This window comes from Streptomyces sp. NPDC057253 (assembly GCF_042669125.1).
Taxonomy (GTDB): domain Bacteria; phylum Actinomycetota; class Actinomycetes; order Streptomycetales; family Streptomycetaceae; genus Streptomyces.
The window spans coordinates 1-19,629 of sequence record NZ_JBHUXV010000110.1; the positions used below are offsets into that span (position 1 = coordinate 1).

General features: G+C 70.6%; 19 protein-coding genes and 1 tRNA gene. 11 read left to right on the top strand and 9 right to left on the bottom strand.

Annotated features, from left to right (window positions below; all coding sequences use genetic code 11):
- Positions 1-51: 51 nt before the first annotated feature.
- A complete protein-coding gene (locus ACFULQ_RS38505) occupies positions 52-711 on the bottom strand; it encodes a copper chaperone PCu(A)C (protein WP_383553385.1) in 660 nt (219 codons plus the stop codon).
- A gap of 611 nt (positions 712-1,322) precedes the next feature.
- On the opposite strand from ACFULQ_RS38505, the gene ACFULQ_RS38510 reads away from it, so the two are divergent.
- The 6 genes from ACFULQ_RS38510 to ACFULQ_RS38535 all read left to right on the top strand — a co-directional run bounded on the left by ACFULQ_RS38510 (position 1,323) and on the right by ACFULQ_RS38535 (position 7,655).
- On the top strand, positions 1,323-1,805 hold the full coding sequence (locus ACFULQ_RS38510) for a CarD family transcriptional regulator (RefSeq protein ID WP_003953493.1): 483 nt from the start codon (positions 1,323-1,325) through the stop codon (positions 1,803-1,805).
- Between the two features lie 362 nt (positions 1,806-2,167).
- A complete protein-coding gene (gene ispD, locus ACFULQ_RS38515; protein ID WP_383553388.1) occupies positions 2,168-2,926 on the top strand; it encodes a 2-C-methyl-D-erythritol 4-phosphate cytidylyltransferase in 759 nt (252 codons plus the stop codon).
- Positions 2,916-3,404: a 2-C-methyl-D-erythritol 2,4-cyclodiphosphate synthase gene (gene ispF / locus ACFULQ_RS38520; RefSeq protein ID WP_383553390.1), complete on the top strand. Its 489-nt coding sequence runs from the start codon at positions 2,916-2,918 to the stop codon at positions 3,402-3,404. The genes ispD and ispF overlap by 11 nt, the downstream gene beginning before the upstream one ends.
- 53 nt (positions 3,405-3,457) lie before the next feature.
- On the top strand, positions 3,458-4,852 hold the full coding sequence (gene cysS / locus ACFULQ_RS38525; protein WP_383553393.1) for a cysteine--tRNA ligase: 1,395 nt from the start codon (positions 3,458-3,460) through the stop codon (positions 4,850-4,852).
- Between the two features lie 120 nt (positions 4,853-4,972).
- Complete coding sequence (gene rlmB / locus ACFULQ_RS38530; RefSeq protein WP_383553395.1) at positions 4,973-5,914, top strand: 23S rRNA (guanosine(2251)-2'-O)-methyltransferase RlmB; 942 nt, start codon at positions 4,973-4,975, stop codon at positions 5,912-5,914.
- A gap of 139 nt (positions 5,915-6,053) precedes the next feature.
- Positions 6,054-7,655 carry a DoxX family protein gene (locus ACFULQ_RS38535; RefSeq protein WP_383553398.1) on the top strand — a complete coding sequence of 534 codons (1,602 nt, stop codon included), beginning with the start codon at positions 6,054-6,056 and terminating at the stop codon, positions 7,653-7,655.
- 181 nt (positions 7,656-7,836) lie between these two features.
- Here the strand turns inward: ACFULQ_RS38535 and ACFULQ_RS38540 are convergent, their stop codons facing one another.
- The 3 genes from ACFULQ_RS38540 to ACFULQ_RS38550 form a co-directional block, all read right to left on the bottom strand.
- A complete protein-coding gene (locus ACFULQ_RS38540; protein ID WP_383553402.1) occupies positions 7,837-8,568 on the bottom strand; it encodes an NDP-sugar synthase in 732 nt (243 codons plus the stop codon).
- A gap of 81 nt (positions 8,569-8,649) precedes the next feature.
- Entirely contained in the window at positions 8,650-9,108 is a 459-nt protein-coding gene (locus ACFULQ_RS38545) for a hypothetical protein (RefSeq protein ID WP_383553405.1), read from the bottom strand.
- Positions 9,109-9,353: 245 nt separating this feature from the next.
- Positions 9,354-10,490 carry an ABC transporter ATP-binding protein gene (locus ACFULQ_RS38550; RefSeq protein WP_123761603.1) on the bottom strand — a complete coding sequence of 379 codons (1,137 nt, stop codon included), beginning with the start codon at positions 10,488-10,490 and terminating at the stop codon, positions 9,354-9,356.
- A 194-nt stretch (positions 10,491-10,684) separates the two neighbouring features.
- Here ACFULQ_RS38550 and ACFULQ_RS38555 point away from each other — a divergent pair.
- A tRNA-Thr gene (locus ACFULQ_RS38555) sits at positions 10,685-10,758 on the top strand.
- Between the two features lie 14 nt (positions 10,759-10,772).
- On the opposite strand, the gene ACFULQ_RS38560 is transcribed toward ACFULQ_RS38555, so the two are convergent.
- Together ACFULQ_RS38560 and ACFULQ_RS38565 are read right to left on the bottom strand one after the other, a co-directional pair.
- On the bottom strand, positions 10,773-11,273 hold the full coding sequence (locus tag ACFULQ_RS38560) for a GNAT family N-acetyltransferase (protein WP_383553408.1): 501 nt from the start codon (positions 11,271-11,273) through the stop codon (positions 10,773-10,775).
- 1 nt (position 11,274) lies between these two features.
- On the bottom strand, positions 11,275-12,204 hold the full coding sequence (locus ACFULQ_RS38565) for an aminoglycoside phosphotransferase family protein (protein ID WP_383553411.1): 930 nt from the start codon (positions 12,202-12,204) through the stop codon (positions 11,275-11,277).
- On the opposite strand from ACFULQ_RS38565, the gene ACFULQ_RS38570 reads away from it, so the two are divergent.
- Both ACFULQ_RS38570 and ACFULQ_RS38575 read left to right on the top strand, forming a co-directional pair.
- On the top strand, positions 12,203-12,847 hold the full coding sequence (locus ACFULQ_RS38570) for a rhomboid-like protein (protein ID WP_383553413.1): 645 nt from the start codon (positions 12,203-12,205) through the stop codon (positions 12,845-12,847). The two genes, ACFULQ_RS38565 and ACFULQ_RS38570, sit on opposite strands and share 2 nt — an antisense overlap.
- Before the next feature lie 11 nt (positions 12,848-12,858).
- Positions 12,859-14,256 (top strand): NAD(P)/FAD-dependent oxidoreductase, encoded by a 1,398-nt coding sequence (locus tag ACFULQ_RS38575; RefSeq protein ID WP_383553415.1) that lies wholly within the window; start codon positions 12,859-12,861, stop codon positions 14,254-14,256.
- Positions 14,257-14,407: 151 nt separating this feature from the next.
- Here ACFULQ_RS38575 and ACFULQ_RS38580 read toward each other — a convergent pair whose 3' ends face one another.
- From ACFULQ_RS38580 to ACFULQ_RS38590, 3 genes are read right to left on the bottom strand one after another with little or no spacing between them, the layout of a single operon-like run.
- On the bottom strand, positions 14,408-15,937 hold the full coding sequence (locus ACFULQ_RS38580) for an MFS transporter (RefSeq protein ID WP_383553418.1): 1,530 nt from the start codon (positions 15,935-15,937) through the stop codon (positions 14,408-14,410).
- A complete protein-coding gene (locus ACFULQ_RS38585; protein ID WP_383553421.1) occupies positions 15,934-16,911 on the bottom strand; it encodes a zinc-binding dehydrogenase in 978 nt (325 codons plus the stop codon). Before ACFULQ_RS38585 ends, ACFULQ_RS38580 begins: the two co-directional genes overlap by 4 nt.
- A gap of 42 nt (positions 16,912-16,953) precedes the next feature.
- A complete protein-coding gene (locus tag ACFULQ_RS38590; protein ID WP_383553423.1) occupies positions 16,954-18,114 on the bottom strand; it encodes an FAD-dependent oxidoreductase in 1,161 nt (386 codons plus the stop codon).
- Positions 18,115-18,269: 155 nt separating this feature from the next.
- Between ACFULQ_RS38590 and ACFULQ_RS38595 the strand changes: the two genes are divergently transcribed.
- Positions 18,270-18,944, top strand: a complete 675-nt coding sequence (locus ACFULQ_RS38595; protein WP_383553426.1) for a pentapeptide repeat-containing protein — start codon at positions 18,270-18,272, stop codon at positions 18,942-18,944.
- 135 nt (positions 18,945-19,079) lie between these two features.
- Positions 19,080-19,604 carry a hypothetical protein gene (locus ACFULQ_RS38600; RefSeq protein WP_383553428.1) on the top strand — a complete coding sequence of 175 codons (525 nt, stop codon included), beginning with the start codon at positions 19,080-19,082 and terminating at the stop codon, positions 19,602-19,604.
- The last annotated feature ends 25 nt before the right edge of the window (positions 19,605-19,629 follow it).

Here is a 19,629-nt window from a genome sequence, read left to right on the forward strand (position 1 = left end):
CCTCCTCGGAGGTCCCGCCCTTCGTGTCGTACGACGATCCCGTACGGCTCCTCAGCTCGCGGCCGACTCGGTGGCCGTGGCGCTCGCGGAGGCCGCGTCGGTCGGCGTGGCCGAGCCGCTCGGGGTGGCCGAACCGGTCGGGGTCGCGGAGCCGGTCGGCTTCGGGGAGGCCGTCGGCGTCGACGGGACCGCGCTCGGACCCCAACTGCTGTAGTAGTTGTCGGCCGGGACCACGAAGGCGTCCACGCTCACGTCACCGGTGGTGCTGAAGGTGAAGGTGACCTTCTGCGCGTCGCCGTTCCTGACGTTCTCACCGAGGTCGGTCACCGTGGCGGACGGGTTGCCCTTGCCGCCGAGGATGACCGAGCCGTGCGCCGGGACGGTCACCTTGCCCTTGCCCTTGGCGGCCGTGATCTCGGCGCTGCCGTCGCCCGCGATGGTGACGGAGTCCAGCGTCTGGGCGGTGGCGCCGTTGTTGAAGAGGGTCGCGGAGACCACGGCCGGGCCCTTGGTCTCGCCGCTGGCCTCGGTGCTGGGCTGGGTGATGACCACGACGTTCTGGAGCTTGATGTCGCCGACGCTGGTCTCCGCGTTGTCCGGCTTGACCTCCAGCGTCTGGGCGTTGTTGCCGGCCGCGCACGCGGAGAGCGTGGCGATCGAGAACGCGAGTGAGGCGGCGGCGAGGGCGCCGCGTCGAAGGCTGCTGCTCACGGCGGCGGCAACTCCTTGACTTGAGCGGGGCGGCCCGTAAAGCCGCGCTAAGTGTCTGTCAGCGGCCTTAGGTTACCGAGCCGTTCCCGCGCCGCCGCACCCGACCCTCCCCAAGGGGCGTGTCACTCCCGCATCTCTCCCGCGTCACTCGGTTCACAAGTGACTCACGAGTCACTTGTACCCCGCAGTCCGGCACTCGTCCGGCATTCACATAAGAGCCTTCGGCAGCCCCTGGCAAAACTTCCGTGAGGGAAAGTGCGACCGCCCCCGGAATTGATCACCGCGTGATCCGCTCGCCGTGTGTGATCAATTCCGGAATCGACGCGGAAGTCACTCCGGTCATCGAACGGAGTAGCGGAAGTCGCACACATGGAACCGGACATTTGTGGACGTTAGCCCGCTCGGAGGGGCCTCCGGATGCGTGTAACGTACGCGTTTCACCTCCCCCGGAGAGCCGCTCCCACCTGCGAATACCTTCCTCCGCTCGGCCTCCGCAGCACGTTCCTGTTGCTGTTGTCAAGCCCCGAGATATGCCCTGACCTGCGAAAACGCCATTCAGAACCCGCAGTTTCCGTGTTACCCTGGATAGCCACGGAAGGGGTACCTGTCACATGACGTTCAAGGTTGGCGACACCGTGGTCTATCCCCATCACGGGGCCGCGCTGATCGAGGCCATCGAAACTCGCCAGATCAAAGGCGTGGACAAGACCTACTTGGTGCTGAAGGTCGCCCAGGGTGACCTGACGGTACGTGTGCCAGCGGACAATGCGGAGTTCGTCGGCGTGCGTGATGTGGTCGGTCAGGACGGGCTGGACCGGGTCTTCGAGGTGCTGCGCGCGCCGTACGCCGAGGAGCCCACAAACTGGTCCCGTCGTTACAAGGCAAACCTGGAGAAGCTCGCCTCCGGCGATGTCATCAAGGTCGCGGAAGTCGTGCGTGACCTGTGGCGTCGTGAGCGCGAGCGCGGACTCTCCGCAGGTGAGAAGCGCATGCTCGCCAAGGCTCGGCAGATCCTGGTGAGCGAGCTCGCCCTCGCGGAGAACACGAACGAGGACAAGGCCGAGGCGCTGCTCGACGAGGTTCTCGCGTCCTGAGCGTCCCTGTGCAGGCCCCTGGCCCGCTCAGCTCAGCACACCACTGAGTACTTCGACGAAGTACCGCAGTACCGAGTACTTCACAGAAGTGCCGCATCGAAATGCCGCGGTGCCCGATGACGTAAAAATGTCGCCGGGCGCTGCGGCATGTTCGTCTCCGGACACCGGATCACGGCGTCTCCGGCGACGCCACCGGGCGCCGTACGCGTGTTCTTCTCGGAGTGAGGATTCCCCGATACTTGGCGTGCCGGGCCCGGGCAGCAGGCTCGACCGGTGTCACGGAAGGGTCCGGTCAAGGCGTCGCGCCCGGCACGCTGTCTCCGTACCCACCTTGGCCGAGCACACAAACCTGACAGGAACCGATGTCTGACGTTTCGCGCCCTTCGCCCGCGCAGGCACGTGCCGAAGCCCGTACCGCGGTGGTGATTCCGGCCGCCGGAAGGGGCGTACGCCTCGGTCCGGGCGCCCCCAAAGCACTCCGCGCGCTCAACGGCACCCCCATGCTGATCCACGCCGTCCGCGCGATGGCCGCCTCCCGCGCCGTCTCCCTGGTCGTCGTCGTGGCCCCGCCCGACGACGCCGGCGAGGTCAAGTCGCTCCTCGACGCGCACGCGCTGCCCGAGCGGACCGACTTCGTCGTCGTCCCGGGCGGCGAGTCCCGCCAGGAGTCGGTGAAGCTCGGCCTGGACGCCCTCCCGGACGACTACGACATCGTCCTGGTCCACGACGCGGCCCGCCCCCTCGTCCCGGTCGACACCGTGGACGCGGTCATCGAGGCCGTACGGGACGGCTCGCCCGCCGTCGTCCCGGCGCTGCCCCTCGCGGACACCGTCAAGGAGGTCGAACCCGCCCCCGGCGAGCCGGAACCGGTGGTCGCGACCCCGGTCCGCGCGCGCCTGCGGGCCGTACAGACACCGCAGGGCTTCGACCGGACCACCCTGATCCGCGCCCATGAGACGGTCACCGAGGACGTCACCGACGACGCGAGCATGGTCGAGCAGCTGGGCCTCACGGTCGTGGTCGTGCCCGGTCACGAGGAGGCCTTCAAGGTGACCCGCCCGCTGGACCTGGTCCTCGCCGAGGCGGTCCTGGCCCGCAGGAGGCTCAACGATGGCTTCTGAGCAGCCCCTGCCCCAGGTGGGCATCGGCACCGACATCCACGCCTTCGAGGAAGGCCGCGAGCTGTGGTGCGCCGGCCTGAAGTGGGAGGGCACCGGCCTCGCCGGGCACTCCGACGCGGACGTGGTCGCGCACGCCGCGTGCAACGCGCTGTTCTCGGCCGCCGGCCTCGGCGACCTGGGTCAGCACTTCGGCACCGGGCGCCCAGAATGGTCGGGTGCATCCGGCGTCACGCTGTTGACGGAGGCGGCCCGCATTGTCCGCGAGGCCGGCTTCCGCATCGGCAACATCGCCGTACAGGTCGTAGGACCGCGTCCGAAGATCGGAAAGCGGCGGGACGAGGCGCAGAAGATCCTGTCCGAGGCGGCCGGGGCGCCGGTGTCGGTGTCGGGGGCGACGACGGACGGACTCGGGTTCCCCGGCCGGGACGAGGGCCTGATGGCGGTGGCGACCGCGCTGGTGGTCAGGACCGCGAGCTGACTGTTATCCACAACCCGTCGAAGGCATCACACATCGCCCACTACCCTGGACCCGTGACCATTCGCCTGTACGACACCAGCGCCCGGCAGATCCGTGACTTCGCCCCGCTCACGCCGGGCTGTGTCTCGATCTACCTCTGTGGCGCCACCGTGCAGGCCGCCCCGCACATCGGCCACATCCGCTCCGGCCTGAACTTCGACATCATGCGCCGCTGGTTCGAGTACCGCGGCTACGACGTCACCTTCATTCGCAACGTCACGGACATCGACGACAAGATCATCGCCAAGGCGGCCGACCAGAACCGCCCCTGGTGGTCCATCGGTTACGACAACGAGCGCGCGTTCAACGACGGCTACGCCGCGCTCGGCTGCCTCCCGCCGACGTACGAACCGCGGGCCACCGGCCATGTCACCGAGATGGTCGAGATGATGCGCGGCCTCATCGAGCGCGGCCACGCGTACGAGGCCGACGGCAGCGTCTACTTCGACGTGCGCTCCTACCCGGGCTACCTGTCGCTGTCCAACCAGGACATCGACGACCTGCGCCAGCCCGACGAGGGCGTCTCCGGCAAGCGCGACCCCCGCGACTTCGCCATGTGGAAGGCGACCAAGCCCGGCGAGCCCGACTGGGAGACCCCGTGGGGGCGCGGCCGTCCCGGCTGGCACCTGGAGTGCTCGGCCATGGCGCACAAGTACCTCGGCTCCGCCTTCGACATCCACGGCGGCGGTCTGGACCTGATCTTCCCCCACCATGAGAACGAGATCGCCCAGGCCAAGGCCTACGGCGACGACTTCGCGCAGTACTGGGTGCACAACGCCTGGGTCACCATGAGCGGCGAGAAGATGTCCAAGTCGCTCGGCAACAGCGTGCTGGTGAGCGAGATGGTCAAGCAGTGGCGGCCCATCGTGCTCCGGTACTACCTGGGCACCCCGCACTACCGCTCGATGATCGAGTACAGCGAGGACGCCCTGCGCGAGGCCGAGTCCGCGTTCGCGCGGATCGAGGGCTTCGTGCAGCGGGTCGTGGAGAAGGCCGGTCCCGTCGAGCCCTCCGCCGAGGTGCCGCCCGCCTTCGCCGAGGCCATGGACGACGACTTCGGCGTCCCGCAGGCCCTCGCCGTCGTGCACACCACCGTCCGGCAGGGCAACAGCGCCCTCGCGGCCGACGACAAGGAAGCCGCGGTGGCCCGCCTCGCCGAGGTGCGCGCCATGCTCGGCGTCCTCGGCCTCGACCCGCTCGACGAGCAGTGGGCCGGCGAGAGCGACCGCGGTGACGATCTGCACGGCGTCGTCGACAGCCTCGTCCGCCTCGTCCTCGACCAGCGCGAGGCCGCCCGCGCCCGCAAGGACTGGGCCACCGCGGACGCCATCCGCGACCAGCTCGGCCAGTCGGGACTGACCATCGAGGACGGTCCGCAGGGCCCGCGCTGGACGCTCGGTCCCCGGTAGGCCCCGGTCCCCTTCTCCTTGTTTTCCTTGATCGATTGTGCCGCCCGGCCATCCGGGCGGCACACTGCATGTACGTACGACGATTCAGCGACCCAGAAACTCAACGGGAACAGGTAGGTCATGGCAGCCAACAACCGCCGCATGTCCGGCAAGAAGGGCGCGCAGGTCGGCAGTGGCGGCCAGCGGCGCAAGGGCCTGGAGGGCAAGGGCCCGACCCCGCCCGCCGAGATGCGCAAGGGCCACAAGAAGAACCGGATCGCCAATGCGCAGGCGAGGCAGAGCGCGCGCCGTCCCGCGCCGCGCGGCCGCGGCGGCAAGGGCACCTCGGAGATGGTCGTCGGCCGTAACCCCGTCGTCGAGGCGCTGCGCGAGGGCGTGCCCGCGGTGACGCTCTACGTCCAGCAGTTCATCGACAACGACGAGCGGGTCCGCGAGGCGCTCCAGCTCGTCGCCGACCGGGGCGGCGTCCACCTCATGGAGGCCCCCCGCCCCGAGCTCGACCGCATGACCAACGGCCTCAACCACCAGGGCCTGGTCCTCCAGGTCCCGCCGTACGAGTACGCCCACCCCGAGGACCTCGCCGCGGCCGCCTACGACGACGGCGAGGACCCGCTGATCGTCGCCCTCGACGGCGTGACCGACCCCCGCAACCTCGGCGCGGTCGTCCGCTCGGTGTCCGCGTTCGGCGGCCACGGCGTCGTCGTACCGGAGCGGCGCGCGGCCGGCATGACCGCCGGCGCCTGGAAGACGTCCGCCGGCACCGCCGCCCGTACCCCGGTCGCCCGCGCGACCAACCTCACCCGCGCCCTGGAGGCGTACAAGAAGGCCGGTATCGCGGTCGTCGGCCTCGCCGCCGACGGCGAGCACGAGGTCGGCGAACTGCCGGCCCTGGACGGCCCCGTCGTCATCGTCGTGGGCAGCGAGGGCAAGGGCCTGTCCCGCCTGGTCGGCGAGACCTGCGACTTCCGGGTGCGGATCCCGATGCCGGGCGGCGCCGAGTCGCTCAACGCCGGTGTGGCGGCGGGGATCGTGCTGTACGAGGCGGCTCGCCGACGCGCCTGACGCGGGGACCGGTGTGGGTGAACGGGCGTTCGGGCCTGTCACCCACACGCGGCATTCCTGGCGTACGGGGCAAGCTTGACGGGGTCCGGACAGATCCGCCCGGTCAAAGCAGTGTCCTAACCACACGTCACTCGGTTAGATGAGTGTGGACACCAGAACACCCCGCACACCCACGGGGGACGGCCCGTCGGGATTCGACGACGCTCCCGCGCTGAGCATGGTGAAGGTGCCGAGCGATCCGGCGCAGATCATCGTCAATCATGCGAGCTTCCGCGTGCAGTTGGGCGCGTCGACGAGACGTGCCCAATCCCCGCGGATCGCACGGCACTTGAGCGCCACCGAGGACACCGCCCGGATGCCGGCCGTCGGCGCCGCGGCACGCCGCCGACCCGTCGTGTGGAGCGGCAGGTCCGCCCCCGACGACACCGGCGCCCACCGCCTGCTCCAGGCCGTGCGGGGCGCCGGCGTCGGCCACGCCGAGCCCCCGGCCGCCGACGCCGGAGCCACCCAGGTCATCCCCCGCATCGACGTCGACCACGGCTACCAGGCCGCCTACGACGACGAGTTGGCCCAGACCATGGAGACCCCGGTCGTCGGCGCCCAGCGCAGCTACGACGCCGACGGCACCCGACTCCTGCCGAACATGCCGACCGTTGGCAGCGCCGACGACGAACCGGCCTACACGGACGAGGACTTCGAGGGCACCGGCGAGCACCGCTCCCTGCGGCGGACGAACGACGAAACCGCGCGGCACGCCTACTACCCCGGCCGCCGCATGAACCTCGGCGTCGTCCTCCTCCCGCTCCGGATCTTCCTCGGCTTCATCTCCATCTACGCCGGCATGGGCAAGCTCTGCGACCCCGTCTACTTCGACGGCGGCAAGCGCGGCTCCATGGTCAAGTGGCTCAACACCCTGCACCCGTGGGAAGTGGCCGAACCACTGCGCCAGTTCGCCCTCCAGCACCCCGTCGGCTCCGGCCTCGTCATCGCCTTCCTCCAGGTCATCGTGGGCGTCCTCACGATCCTGGGCTGCTGGCAGCGGGTCGCCGCGGTCGTCGGCGCCGGCCTCTCCGCCGCGCTCCTCGTCACCGTCAGCTGGAAGAGCGTCCCCGCCTACGACACCCCCGACATCATCTACCTCGCCGCCTGGTCCCCGCTGATCATCGCCGGCGCCCCCGTCTACTCCATCGACGGCCGCCTCGCGGGCAGCGCCTGGCGACGCCTCGGCCCCCGCTCCGACATCTGGGAACTGCGCCGCTACGTCCTGCGCCGCGGCGCCCTGCTCACCGCGATCGTCACCGGCCTCACCCTGCTCATCGGCTCGGTGCTCGGCGGTGCCGTCCGGGACGCCGACCGCGTCATCGTCCCCGGCCCCGGCGAGGCCCCGCGCAACGAACTGCCCGGCTCCCCGCTCCCGCAGGACTCCGCCAAGGCCCGCAAGAAGAGCCCCTCGGCGTCTACCCGGCCCAGCCACGGCGCCACCAGCGACCCGTCCACCGGCACCTCGGCCGCGCCCGGCGCCACCCGCGACACCGGCACGGGCACCGGCGGCTCACCCAGCCAGACCCAGGGCACCACGGGCCGCACCGCGCCCCAGCAGTCCTCCCCGGCCCAGCAGGCCCCCAGCACCACCTCAGGCCCCACCGGCGGCACCAGCAGCTCCGGCGGCTCGACAGGCGGCTCCGGCACGGGAGGCTCGTCCTCCGGTCAACCGGGCCTGGTCGGCGGCCTGTTGGGGTAGGCGGGCCGGTGGGGGAGGTACTGGGCGACCCCACCGGCTGAGATCTTCGGGCCCACAAAAATGTCCCGCACCGATGAAGGTGCGGGACATTTCTTTCCTGGGGGTGCGGGGCTGTATCAATGTGCGGCTCCGCCGCGCGGGCGCGACCAGCCACGACGGACCCGCACCCCGAACAAGACCGTCACCGCCCCAACGCGGCCAGTTCCTTCGCGGCCTCCGTCAGATCCTTGGCCGTGTCGATCGCCCGCCAGTACGCCCCCTGCGGAATCGGGAACCCGGCGAGCCGCAGCTCACGCGCCAGCGTGGGGAACGTCGTCCGCTCATGATCCCCCCGCTCCGGCAGCAGATCGGCGAACGCCGGCGAGAACACGTACACACCCGCGTTGATCTCAAAGGTCGACGGCGGCGCCTCGATGAAGTCCGTGATGTGCCCGAACCCGTCCGTCTGCACCGCGCCCCACGGAATCCGCGGACGCGCGAGCGCCAGCGTCGCCACCGCGTCCCGCTCCCTGTGGAAGTCCGCCATGTCCCGCAGCGAGAACCGGGTCCAGATGTCACCGTTCGTCGCGTACCACGCCTGGTCGGGGTGCGGCAGATGCGCCGCCGCGTACTTCAGGCCGCCACCGCGGCCGAGCGGCTCCGTCTCGATGACGGTCGTGACCCGCACCGGCAGGTCGGCCGCCTTCAGCCAGTCCTGGAGCACCTCGGCGAGGTGCCCACAGCTGACCACCACGTCCGTCACGCCTTCCTCGGCGAGCCAGACAAGCTGATGGCCGATGATCGGAGTCCCCGTGCCGGGGATCTCGACCATCGGCTTGGGCCGGTCGTCGGTATAGGGGCGCAGCCGGGACCCCTGGCCGCCGGCCAGGATCACGGCCTGGGTCGGACGGGACGCGGCGTTCGGATCGGTCATGCCCGAAACTGTACGACGCGCCCCTTGCCCGACTTCGGGCGGTATCCCCACTCGGAGGGATCAGCTGTGGGCCGGTGGGGATCAGCTGTGGGCCGCCGCCACACCCGTCGCGAAGGACGTGTCACAGACGGGGCGGGCGTACGACTGCGCGCGCGTGGGGCCGTACACACGGACCGCGGCACGGCCCAGGGCCCGCGCGATGGAGACGCAGTGCTTCGCGAGCGACGGGCGCTCGTTCACGGCCTCCTGGAGGTGCGTGAGGGCGGTGCCCGGGTTCTTCTCCTGGAGCTCGGTCAGCAGCTGCTCGCGCAGGACGTCCTGCGGGGCGAGGTGGACGCTGCGCGGCTTGCCGTCCGAGACCGTCGCGTCCGACGCGGTGAGCACCGAGGAGCTCGAGGGATCCCCCGACCAGTTGACTCGGGTGACCGCGAGGGTCCCGGAGAGCACCAGGACGACCGGCAGGACAAGGGCGAGGGAGCGGCCGATACGGCGGGCGGGGCCCCGGCCGCGTCGCGTCTGTTGGTAAGTGGAGTGCTTCACGCGTGTGAGGGTAGCGTGCGGTAATGATTTGGCGACATTTAGTCACCGGTTCGGGGGATGAGATGGTGCCGTTCTTTGGGTAAGGCGTTGACGCACACTGCTCGAAATGACCGGTGTGCCGGGGTATTGGGCACCGCTGTCGCGGCACGGAAAGGGCCCCGCAGAGTGTCTGCGGGGCCCTTCTCGTCAACCTGGGTGAATTGCCGCGGTTCGTCCTGGCCGGACTCGGCCGGACTCGGCCGGACTCAGTCGGTGAGGCGCTCGCCCGTGGAGGTCGAGAACACGTGGGTCTCGCCCGGACGCGGCACGACGTGCAGCGTGGCGCCCTTCTCCGGGACCGCGCGGCCGCTGACGCGGACGACCAGGTCCTTCAGGTCGTCGCCGACCTTGGCGGAGCCGTAGACGTAGCCGTCGGCGCCGAGCTCCTCGACCACGTTCACGGAGACCGCGAGACCGGCCGGGGCGTCCTCGGTGTCCTTGGAGAGGGCCGAGGCGGCGGCGCCGTTGTGCTCGACGACGTCGAAGTGCTCGGGGCGGACGCCGACGGTGACGGTGGTGTCACCCTTGTCGGAGGCGGCCTTGAGGGCCTCGCGGTTGACGGGCACCACGCTGTTGCCGAACTTCACACCGCCGTCGGTGATCGGGACCTCGACGAGGTTCATCGCCGGGGAGCCGATGAAGCCGGCGACGAAGAGGTTCGCCGGGCGGTCGTACATGTTGCGCGGGGAGTCGACCTGCTGGAGCAGACCGTCCTTGAGCACGGCCACGCGGTCGCCCATCGTCATGGCCTCGACCTGGTCGTGGGTGACGTAGACGGTGGTGATGCCGAGACGGCGCTGGAGCGAGGCGATCTGCGTACGGGTCGACACGCGGAGCTTGGCGTCGAGGTTGGACAGCGGCTCGTCCATGAGGAAGACCTGGGGCTCACGGACGATGGCGCGGCCCATCGCGACACGCTGGCGCTGACCACCGGAGAGGGCCTTCGGCTTGCGGTCCAGGTACTCGGTGAGGTCGAGGATCTTGGCGGCCTCCTCGACCTTCTGCCGGATCTCCGCCTTGTTGATGCCGGCGATCTTGAGCGCGAAGCCCATGTTGTCGGCGACCGTCATGTGCGGGTACAGGGCGTAGTTCTGGAACACCATGGCGATGTCCCGGTCCTTGGGCGGCAGGTGCGTGACGTCACGGTCACCGATGCGGATGGCGCCGCCGTTGACGTCCTCCAGCCCCGCCAGCATGCGGAGCGAGGTGGACTTGCCACAGCCGGACGGGCCGACGAGGACGAGGAACTCGCCGTCCTCGATGTGGATGTCGAGACCGTCGACGGCGGGCTTCGTGGAACCCGGGTAAATACGGGTCGCCTTGTCGAACGAAACAGTGGCCATGGCTCAGAGGCCCCCTTCTACCGGCAGGAACGTGCCGGACGATCCGTTGTAGGAAGGTGGTGGTGTAGTCCACACAGGTGGACTGGCTCTGGACGGTACCCGCCGTTCATGCGTATGTCAGTACCTGAGCGACTGTGAACTTCACGGAAATTTCCGAGCGGGGCGCCACGGCGACCTAGGTACACTGCTCGGGCGCCTCCTTAGCTCAGCTGGCCAGAGCAACGCACTTGTAATGCGTAGGTCGTCGGTTCGAATCCGACAGGGGGCTCTTGAAAGCCCAGGTCAGGACTGTTCTGGCCTGGGCTTTGTCGTGCCGGACGCCGCCCGCGTCAGGGACTCGTCCGTCAGGCGGTACACCGTCCAGTCGTGCTGGGGGCGGGCGCCCAGGGACTCGTAGAAGTCGATGGCGGGGGTGTTCCAGTTGAGGACGGCCCATTCGAGGCGTTGGTAGCCGCGGTCGACGCAGATGCGGGCCAGTTCGGTGAGGAGGGCCTTGCCGTGGCCGCCGCCGCGGGACTGGGGGCGGACGTAGAGGTCCTCCAGGTAGATGCCGTGGACGCCGCGCCAGGTGGAGAAGTTCAGGAACCAGATCGCGTAGCCGATCACCGTGCCGGTGGTGTCGGTCGCCACGTGGGCGTGGGCCGCGGGGTGGTCGCCGAAGAGTGCGGCGCGGAGTTGTTCCTCGGTCGTGCGGACCTCGGGGAGGGACTTCTCGTAGTCGGCGAGTTCGCGGATCAGGGTATGGAGGGCGGGGATGTCGGCGGGGGTGGCGGGGCGGATCACGTCAGGCTCCCTGGGTGCGCAGTCGGCGGGCGATCTCGAGTTGGCGGGGTTCGAGGGGGCGGCCGTCCTCGATGTCCCAGAGGGCGTTCTGGAGGAGCCGTCCCATGGTCCAGGCTCGCGCGCGTGCGCGGTCCAGGCCGAGGACGTCGGTCATGGCGTCGAAGCGCCAGGTGATCTCGTCGGCGTCGAAGCGGTTGTCGAGGGCGGGCCAGAGTTCGAAGCCGGGGTCGCCGGCGAGGGGTTTGGGGTCGATGGCGAGCCAGGGGGCGCGGCCTGCGGCGAGGACGTTCTCGTCGTGCAGGTCCCAGTGCAGGAGGCGGTCGCCGGGTTCGTCGGCGACTTCGCGGACGGCGGCGGCGCAGTCGGCGACGGTACGGCGTAGCGCGGGGTCGGGGATGCGGGGGAGGGCTTCGGGGGTCTGTTCCAGCATGGCCTGTGCGATGTCGCCGAGGTGGCGCATTTCGGCGGGGGCGGGTTCCGCGGTGAGGTGGGCGAGCAGGTGTGCGATGACGAGGACCGCGTCGCGGGTGCCGGGCAGGGTGGAGAGCATGCGGGTGGAGTCGAGGCGCTCCAGGAGCATGGTGTGGGTGACCGGGTCGTGGTCGAGGAGGCGGACCGCGCCGTCGCCGTCCCAGAGGCGCAGCGCTACGGGTTCGCCGGCGCTCTCCTCGTCGAGGAGCTGGAATTTGAGGGCGGCCGGGGGGCCGTCTTTCAGGGCGGGCCGGACGGGCAGGACGAGCGCGGTGACTCCGTGCAGGGGGGAGCCGTCGGGGCTGAGGTCCCAGCGCTCGAGGAACTCCTCGATCAGTGCGGGCAGTCCGGCGATGAACTCGCGTCCCCGGTCGCCGTTGTAGAGCTCTTGTGTCGCCGCCAGTTCCTCCGGGATGTCGATCACGTGCCGGACCCTACCGGCGTGGGTGAATCGGCTCATGCGGATTAACCGGGGCGTTCACGAGGTGGTGTGGGAGTACGTCCGCCGGGCCCCCGGCACCTATGTGTGGCTGGGGGTCCTCTTCGTGACGACGGTGGCGTTGCACCACATGTCGCCGGAGTTCGAGGAGGAGTTCCTGCGGCAGCGTTCGACGAACATCCATGAGCTGTCGAGCACTCCGGTGCGGGTGCTGGTGGCCAGTGCGATGTGGATCGACGGCGGGCACTGGTTGCCGTACGTCGTCCTGTACTCGGTGTTCCACGCGCAGGCGGAGCGTTGGCTGGGGACCGCGCGCTGGCTGGTGGTGTGTGCGGCGGCGCATGTGCTGGCCACGTTGATCAGTGAGGGGGCGCTGTTGTGGGCGATCCGGTACGGGATGGCGCCGGCGTCGGCGGTCAACACGCTGGACGTGGGGGTGAGTTACGCGCTGGCGGGGGTGGTGGCGGTGCTGGTGTACCGGGTTCCGCGGCCGTGGCGGTACGTCTACGGGTTCGTGGTGCTTGTCGTGTACGCGGTGCCGCTGGTGACCGGGCGGACCTTCACGGATCTGGGGCATTTCACGTCCGTGCTGATCGGATTCGGGTGTCGTCCTCTGGTGAAAGTGCGGAATCCGAAGGAGACAGCGGGTGCGTCGGCGGGTTAACGTCCCTGGCCATGAGCAGCAGTGTCGTGAACGGCGGCGTCTCCTTCTGGTACGCGGACGACGGCTTTCCCGAGGCGCGGGAACCGCTCGCGGGTGACGCGTCGGTGGACGTGGTGATCGTGGGCGGCGGGTACACGGGGCTGTGGACGGCGTACTACCTGAAGAAGGCCGTGCCGTTTCTGCGGATCACCGTCCTGGAGCAGAAGTTCTGCGGCTACGGCGCCTCCGGGCGCAACGGCGGCTGGCTGTACAACGGCGTCGCGGGTCGCGACCGGTACGCGAGGCTGCATGGGCACGAGGCGGCCGTACGGTTGCAGCGGGCCATGAACGACACCGTGGCCGAGGTGGTCCGGGTGGCCGGCGAGGAGGGTTTCGACGCCGGGATCCACAAGGGGGGCGTGCTCGAAGTGGCGCGTACGCCGGCGCAGTTGGCGCGGTTGCGGGCCTTTCACGAGCATGAGCTGTCGTACGGCGAGAAGGACCGTGAGCTGTACGGCGCCCGGGAGACGGCCGAGCGGGTGCGGGTCGCGGACGCGGTGGGTGCGTCCTGGACGCCGCACGGGGCGCGGGTGCATCCGGTGCGGCTGGTGAAGGGGCTGGCGGCGGCCGTCGAGGCGCTGGGCGTGACGATCCATGAGCAGACTCCGGTGACGGAGATCAGGCCCAAGCACGCGGTGACGCCGTACGGCACGGTCCGCGCGCCTTATGTGCTGCGCTGCACGGAGGGCTTCACGGCGGCGCTGAAGGGGCAGCGGCGGACCTGGTTGCCGATGAACTCCTCGATGATCGCGACGGAGCCGCTGAGCGAGGAGCAGTGGGCGGCGATCGGCTGGGAGGGGCGGCAGACGCTGGGGGACATGGCGCACGCGTACATGTACGCGCAGCGCACCGCCGACGGGCGGATCGCGTTGGGCGGGCGCGGGGTGCCGTACCGCTTCGGGTCGCGGACCGACAACGACGGGCGGACGCAGGAGGCGACGGTCCAGGCGCTGCGGGAGATCCTGGTGGGGTTCTTCCCGATGCTGGCCGGGACGCGGATCGAGCATGCCTGGTCGGGGGTGCTGGGGGTGCCGCGGGACTGGTGCGCGTCGGTGACGCTGGACCGGTCGACGGGGATCGGCTGGGCGGGGGGCTACGTCGGCTCGGGCGTCGCGACCGCCAACCTGGCCGCGCGGACGCTGCGTGATCTGGTGCAGCAGGACTCGGGACAGGGCGGGCGGACCGAGCTGACGGAGCTGCCGTGGGTGGGGCACAAGGTGCGCAAGTGGGAGCCGGAGCCGCTGCGCTGGCTGGGGGTGCAGGGCATGTACGCGACGTATCGCACGGCGGACCGGCGGGAGGCGATGAGCCGCCGCGCGGAGTCGTCCCGACTGGCCCGGTGGGCTGACCGGGTTGCCGGACGGCACTGAGTGGTGCGGCCGGCGCCAGGTTGTCGGTCTGCGCCGAGTGGTCGAGGGAGCGGTTCGTCGTCGTGCGGGTGCGGGCCGGTGGGGGCTGGTCGCGCAGTTCCCCGCGCCCCTGGGGGCAGTTGCGGTGGACGTGCGACCAGCCTCCGCCCCTTCACGCCACCGATTCCGGTACCGGTGTCTGTGCCGGGGCTCCCTGCTTCGGTGGCTTCGCTGTCACCATCAGGCCCGCTGTCAGGCCGGTCAGGAGCATGATGGCGGCGGCCCACCAGATGGCCACCGTGTAGCCGTGCACCACGCCTTCCTTGATGACGAGGGCTTTCCGGGACGGGTTGGTGAGGTGGGCGGTGATGTAGGCCGTGCTGCTGGTGGTGGCGATCGTGTTGAGCAGGGCCGTGCCGATCGAACCGCCCACCTGCTGTGAGGTGTTGACGGTCGCCGAGGTGACCCCGGAGTCCTCCGGGGCGACACCCGCGGTGGCCGTGGAGAACACCGGCATGAAGGTGAGGCCCATGCCGAGGCCCATCAGGAGCAGCGCGGGCAGGATCTCGGTGGTGTAGGAGCTGTCCACCGTCAGCTGCGTGAGGATCACCATCCCGCTCGCCGCGAGGACCATGCCGGGGACCATGAGCATGCGCGGGGCGACGCGGTTCATGAGGCGGGCCGAGATCTGGGTGGAGCCGACGATGATCGCGGCGGTCATCGGCAGGAAGGCGAGCCCGGTGCGCACGGGGGAGTAGGCCAGCACGACCTGGAGGTAGTAGGTCATGAACAGGAACAGGCCGAACATGCCGATGACGGCGAGCCCCATGGTCAGGAAGCAGCCCGCGCGGTTGCGGTCCTTGACGATGTGCAGCGGGAGCAGGGGCATCGGGGCCCGGGACTGCCACCACACGAAGGCCACCAGGAGTACGACACCCCCGGCGAGCAGGCCCAGCACCAGCGGGTCGCTCCAGCCCCGGGGTTGGGCCTCGCTGAAGCCGTAGACGATCGCGACCAGGCCGCCGCAGCCCAGCAGCACACCGGGTACGTCGAGGCGGGCGCCCGTGTGGCCGGGGCGGTCGTGGAGGAGGGCGAGGGCGCCGAAGACGGCGATCACCGCGATGGGCACGTTGACGTAGAGGCACCAGCGCCAGTTCAGGTACTCGGTGAGCAGTCCGCCCACGATGAACCCGATCGCGGAACCGGAGCCCGCGAGGGCGCCGTAGATCCCGAAGGCCTTTCCGCGTTCCTTGGGGTCGGTGAAGGTCGTGGTGAGCAGGGACAGCGCGGACGGGGCGAGGACGGCCGCGAAGGCGCCCTGGAGGGCGCGGGCGGCGAAGAGCATGCCGGAGCCGGTGGCGGCGCCGCCGAGTGCGGAGGCGGCGGCGAAGCCGACCAGGCCGATCACGAAGGTGCGTTTGCGGCCCACCAGGTCGGCGATGCGGCCGCCCAGTAGGAGGAGGCCGCCGAAGGCGAGGGTGTAGGCGGTGATGACCCACTGCCGGTTGCCGTCGGACATGCCCAGGTCCTGCTGTGCGGAGGGGAGGGCGATGTTCACGATGGTCGCGTCGAGGACGACCATCAGCTGCGCGAGGGCGATGACCACCAGGCCCCACCAACGGCGTGGATCTTCACCTGTCCGGGTGACATTCACCTGGTCAGAAGACCATGGATCGGTACGGGACGCATCTGGGCGTGTCATGGCTCCAGGACCACCTTTCCGGTTGTGCCGCGGCTCTCCAGCGCCCGGTGCGCGGCGGCCGCCTCGGCGAGCGGGAAGCGTTGTACGGCGGGGGTGAGTCGGCCTGCGGCGGCTTCGGCGAGGCCGCGCAGTTCGAGGGTGCGGAGCGGGTCGGGACCGGCCTTGCGCAGCATCGCGGGGCCGAGCACCTGTTCGGAGACGCCTTCGACGAGGTAGGGACTGCCGTCGTGGATGCCTTCGCCGGACCAGCCGAAGACGATGTGCTGTCCTTCGGGGCCGAGGAGGCGAACGGATGCACGGGCGATGTCCCCGCCCACCCCGTCGAAGACGACCGTGGCGGGCCGGCCGCCGAGGAAGGCGCGGACCTTGTCGGCCCACGAGGAGTCCGTGTAGTCGACGGCGAGGTCGGCGCCGTTCTCCGCGACGAGGGCGACCTTGCGCGGTCCGCCCGCGAGGCCGACGACCGTGGCCCCCGCGTTCTTCGCGTACTGCACGAGCAGCGTGCCGATGCCTCCGGCGGCCGCCGGGATCACGGCCACGGAGTCCGGGCCGAGTGCGGCGAACTGGAGGATCCCCATCGTCGTACGGCCCGTGCCGATCATGGCGACGGCCTGCGCGAAGTCGAGGTTGCCGGGGATCTCGTGGACGCGGTCGACGTCGGTGACGGCGAGTTCGGCGTAGCCGCCGGGGGCGAAGCCGAGGTGGGCGACCACGCGCTTGCCGAGCCACAGCCCGGCGACGCCGTCTCCCAGGGACTCGACGACGCCGGCGACCTCCCGGCCGGGCACGGTGGGCAGCGCGGGCGGCTGGGGCAGCGGGCCCTGGTGCCCTTCGCGCAGGGCGGTGTCCAGGAGGTGGACGCCTGCCGCTCGTACGGCGATACGGACCTGGCCGGGGCCCGGTTCCGGGTCCTCGACGGTCTCGTAGACGAGGTTCTCGGCGGGGCCGAAGGTGTGCAGGCGGATGGCGTGCATGGGGAGAGCTCCCTCTGTCGTCAGGGGACCCACTCTTCGACCTCAAGCATGCTTGAGGTCAAGGGTGTTCCGGCCCAGTGCCAGCGACACGGCGGTCAGCGCGCTGGTGAAGGACACCTCCGAGAGCACTCCGGGCGCCGCGACCTGGTCGCCCGCGAGGTAGACGCCGTCGCCCCGGTCGATCGCGGGCCGGTCGCGCCAGCTGGTGCCGGGCAGGTCGACGGCTCCGGTACGGCCGTTGGCCACGGACTCGCGCCGCCAGGTCACCCGCTCGCGCCAGCCCTCGAAGGCGAGATCGAGGAGCTCCTCCGCACGCGCGACCCCGTCCGCCTTGGACTCGTGCGGCGCGATGGGGATCTGCCCCTGGAGGAGCTGTTCCCCCGCGGGGGCGAGGGACCGGTCCTGGGCGGTGAACCGTTCGATCCAGCCGGGGGAGTCGAGGTCGGAGACGGCGAAGGCGTCGCCGCGGCGGGTGCGCAGGGCGAGGTCGATGAGTGTCGTACGGCCGCTCGGCCAGGTCAGCGAGTCGTCGCCGAGGAGCCGGCGGGCCGCGTCGAGGGAGGTGGCGACGACCACGGGGGTGTCGGTGGGCAGGGTGTCGACGCGGGACAGGGTCTCCATCCGGACGCCCAGGTTCCAGGCGCGGGCGGCCATCCGGTCCACGACCCCGGCCCAGCCGCCGCGAGGGTAGTGCGCCTCGGGCGGCAGCTTGGTGGCGCGCCGCAGCCGCTCCTGCACGAACGCGGCGGACAGGGCGCCGGGGTCGTGGTGGAAGAGGGCCACGGCGGAGTAGTGGGCGGCGGCGCGGGCGCCCTCCTCGCCGGCCTGCCGGGTCGCCCACGACAGGAAGTCCTCGTCGACGGGGGCCTGTTGGGCGCCGCGGCGCAGCAGTTTGAGCATGGCGAAGGGCGGGGTGCGGCGCAGCACGCCCTTGTGCCGCAGCCGCAGCCGGGCCGCCTCCAGGGGCGGGAGGGGCGCGAGCGGGCCGATGAGGTCGCGCTGCCGGAGCCAGGACCAGTGCGGGCCGCCGTTGTAGAGGGCGTGCGGGCCGTCGTTGGTGAGGTACGGCCCCTCGGCGGTCCTGGCCCGGCCGCCGAGGGTGTGGTGGGCCTCGTACACGGTGACCTTGGTGCCCGCCTCGGCGGCGGTGATCGCCGCGGTCAGTCCGGCGAGGCCGCCGCCGATGACGGTGATGCGGTGCATGGCTGGGGCTCCTTCTGGAGGGGGTCGGGTCGCGTCTTTTCTTGTCTTCTCGCGTCTCTCTCGTCGATATGACTGCTGGAGGGCGCCGGAGTGTGACATGGGGGCTGTTCGTGCAGGTCAGGGGATTTGTCAGTGGTGGGGTGCAGGATGGGGGCATGGTGAGCCGAGGGACGGGTGCGGGCAGGGTGAAGGGGGCGCGGCGGCCGGAGGTGCGGCTGCCGCCGCTGGAGCCGTTCGGGGGAGGGGGACTGGAGCCGGACGGGGACTACGACGGGGTGGAGTTCCCGGAGACCGACTTCGCGGGCCAGGACGGGGCGGGGGCCCGCTTCATGGACTGCGCGCTGAAGGGGTGCGCGCTGGACGAGACCCGGCTGCACCACGCCCGCTTCCTCGACTCGGTCCTCACCGGCATCCGGGGTGTGGGCACCGACCTCGCGGAGTCGACTCTGCGGGACGTCGAGGTGATCGACGCCCGCCTGGGGGGAGTTCAGCTGCACGGCGCGGCTCTGGAGCGGGTCGTGATCCGCGGCGGCAAGATCGACTATCTGAACCTGCGTACGGCCGTCCTGCGGGACGTGGTCTTCGAGGGCTGCGTGCTGGTGGAACCGGACTTCGGGGGCGCGCGGCTGGAGCGCGTGGAGTTCGTGGACTGCGCGCTCAAGGGCGCGGACCTCACGGCGGCGACCCTGAAGGACGTCGACCTGCGCGGCGCCGCGGCACTGGAGATCGCCCGCGGGGTGGACCGACTCGCGGGGGCGGTGATCAGCCCGTCCCAACTGCTGGATCTGGCACCGGTGCTGGCGGCGGAGGTGGGGATTCGGGTGGAGTGAGGGAGCGGGTGGATTTTGCCTGGGCGAGGGCCGATCGGCATCGATCCGTAGCATGATCGCCCCCTGTGATCGGGAAGCCTGGACACGGAGGGATCACCTGATCCGTCCGCAGCGCGCCACTTCCCGGGAGCACCCATGCGCCTTCGATCCGCGACCCTCCTTCTGCCGGTCGCCCTGTGCCTGGCGGCCACCGCGGCCTGCGGTGGCTCGGACTCCTCCGGTGACGACTCAGGGCCCATCGGCGCGCGGCAGACCAAGGGCGTGGACTACTGCAAGCTCCTGTCGGACGACGAGATGGCCAAGGCCCTCGGGGTGAAGAGGGTGGAGCTCGAGTCGGGGGACGCGACCGACGACTGCGGATGGAAGGTCCCGGTGGACGGGGAGGCGGACGGTGGGTTCCAGATAGGCAGCTTCTATCTGCCGCAGGGGAGCGGCATGATCACGGTCGGCGGTCTCCAGGCCAACAGACAGATCGTCCAGTCGGGCTGCCAGATCGTGGTCACGGCCAATGGCGAGACCGACCCGGCCGTCACCTCGCAGAACGCCGTGGACGCGGTGCGGGTCTGGTACCTGGCGCAGGGCGTCTCCGACGACGAGCAGGAGTGCAAGGCGGCGAGCAAGCTCGCCGAGGTCGTCATGCGGGCCCTGCCGGAGGCGTGAGCCGAGCCGTCGCCTCCGGGCCTGT